Annotated in this window: 3 protein-coding genes; all 3 read left to right on the top strand. The window is 65.5% G+C overall.

Features of this window, described 5'->3' with window-relative positions; all coding sequences use genetic code 11:
- A partial coding sequence (locus tag EN781_RS31030) for an SAM-dependent methyltransferase (RefSeq protein WP_245492696.1) occupies positions 1-461 on the top strand: 461 nt, incomplete at its 5' end.
- Positions 458-763 carry a DUF2849 domain-containing protein gene (locus EN781_RS31025; RefSeq protein WP_126058276.1) on the top strand — a complete coding sequence of 102 codons (306 nt, stop codon included), beginning with the start codon at positions 458-460 and terminating at the stop codon, positions 761-763. The genes EN781_RS31030 and EN781_RS31025, both read left to right, overlap by 4 nt.
- Before the next feature lie 43 nt (positions 764-806).
- A partial coding sequence (locus tag EN781_RS31020; RefSeq protein WP_145965733.1) for a nitrite/sulfite reductase occupies positions 807-2,269 on the top strand: 1,463 nt, incomplete at its 3' end.

Here is a 2,269-nt window from a genome sequence, read left to right as displayed (position 1 = left end):
AGGTGGTTCCCGGTGTCACCGCGGCCTTCGCCGCCGCCGCCGATTTCGAACTGCCGCTGACGCTGCGCGGCGTGTCGTCGTCGCTGGTGTTCACGACGGGCCATGACCTTAAGGGCAATTCGCTGCCCGACTGGGCCAAGCTCGCCATTTCCGGCGCCACCGTCGCCGTCTATATGGGCCGTTCGGTCGCGGCCGAAGTCGCCGGCCGGCTGATCGAGGCGGGCCTGTCGCCCGACACCGCGGTCGCCGTGGTCGAGAACGCCAGCCTCGGCAACCGTCGCCGCTTCCACGGCACGCTGGCCGACCTGCCGTCGCTGGAGGCCCGCGCCGATCTCACCGGCCCGGTCATGACCATCATCGGCGATGCGGTCGCCGGCGCCAATTTCGAACGTTCCGAGCCGCTCGCGGCACACAGGCATGAAGATACGGCCAGCGTAGCGGCCGAAGGAGTTGAACAATGAAAGTTCTGACCGCGAACAGGCTCACCGACGGCATCGCCGTCTGGTACGCCGATGGCGGCTGGGCGGAGACGGTCGGCGGTGCCGACCTCGCCCATGACAAGGCGGCGGAAGACCGGCTGGAAGCGATCGGCGCTGCCGCCTACGCCAACAACGAGGTGGTCGACGTCAACCTGATCGACGTCACGGTGGTCGACGGATTGGTCGAGCCGGTGCGGTTGCGCGAAAAGATCCGCGCCGCCGGGCCGACCATCCGCGAAGATCTCGGCAAGCAGGCGAGCCCGCAACCCGTGCGGGCGGCATAGACCAAACAGGCAATGCGGGCGGACGCGCCCTGAAAGACGAAGCATGTACCGTTACGATGAGTTCGACCACGATTTCGTTCAGGCCCGCGTCGCCGAGTTCAGCGACCAGGTGCAACGCCGGCTTGCCGGTGAGATCACCGAGGACCAGTTCCGGCCGCTCCGGCTGATGAACGGCGTCTATCTGCAGCTGCATGCCTATATGCTGCGCATCGCGGTGCCCTATGGCACGCTGAACAGCAAGCAGCTGCGCATGCTCGGCCACATCGCGCGCAAATACGACAAGGGCTACGGTCATTTCACGACCCGCCAGAACATACAGTTCAACTGGCCGGCGCTCTCCGACATTCCCGCGATCCTGGCCGATCTCGCCAGCGTCGAGATGCACGCCATCCAGACCAGCGGCAATTGCATCCGCAACGTCACCGCCGATCATTTCGCCGGTGCCGCCGCCGACGAGGTTGCCGATCCGCGCCCCTATGCCGAGATCCTGCGGCAATGGTCGTCGGTGCATCCGGAATTCTCGTTCCTGCCGCGTAAGTTCAAGATAGCGGTGACGGGTGCGGAGCGCGACCGCGCCGCCATCCAGACGCATGACATCGGCCTGCACCTGAAGAAGAACGCGGCCGGCGAGCTCGGCTTCGCGGTCTATGTCGGCGGCGGCCAGGGCCGCACGCCGATGGTGGCGCGGAAGATCCGCGACTTCCTGCCGGAAGCCGATCTTCTCTCCTACTGCACGGCGATCCTGCGCGTTTACAACCTCTACGGCCGCCGCGACAACAAGTACAAGGCGCGGATCAAGATCCTTGTCCACGAGACCGGCGTCGAGGAGATCACGCGCCAGGTCGAGGCCGAATGGCAGGAGCTGAAGGACGCCGAGCTGAAGCTGCCGGAAGCCGACATCGGTGCCATCAACGCCTATTTCGCGCCGCCGGCGGTGGTCGAGCGGCCGGAAGGCGACGCGGCTGTGAAGCTGGCGCGGCTCGATTCCAAGAATTTCTCGGAATGGCTCGACCAGAATGTGGTGACGCATCGCCATCCCGACTACGCGGCGGTGACGATCTCGCTGAAGGGCATCGGCGAGGTGCCGGGCGACGCCACCGACAGCCAGATGGAGGCGGTCGCCGACATCGCCGAGAAATACGCCTTCGACGAATTGCGCGTCAGCCACGAGCAGAACCTGATCCTGCCGCATGTGGCGCGCGCCGATCTGAAGGCCGTCTATGACGCGTTGGTCGACATCGGCCTGGCGACGGCCAATTCCAACCTGATCAGCGACATCATCTCATGCCCCGGCCTCGACTATTGCGCGCTGGCCACGGCCCGTTCCATTCCGGTGGCGCAGGAGATCTCGCAGCGCTTCGCTTCGCTCGAACGGCAGCGCGAGATCGGCGAGCTGAAGCTGAAGATCTCCGGCTGCATCAATGCCTGCGGCCATCATCATGTCGGCCACATCGGCATTCTCGGCGTCGAGAAGAAGGGCTCCGAGCTTTACCAGGTCACCCTCGG

Source organism: Mesorhizobium sp. M4A.F.Ca.ET.090.04.2.1 (assembly GCF_003999085.1).
Classification (GTDB): Bacteria; Pseudomonadota; Alphaproteobacteria; order Rhizobiales; family Rhizobiaceae; genus Mesorhizobium.
Note: the sequence above shows the minus strand (reverse complement) of the source record. Positions and strands in the feature narration are given on the sequence as shown.

Coding starts and splice junctions, on each gene's coding strand:
- EN781_RS31025 (WP_126058276.1), top strand. CDS start 458: ATGAAAGTTCTGACCGCGAACAGGCTCACCGACGGCATCGCCGTCTGG.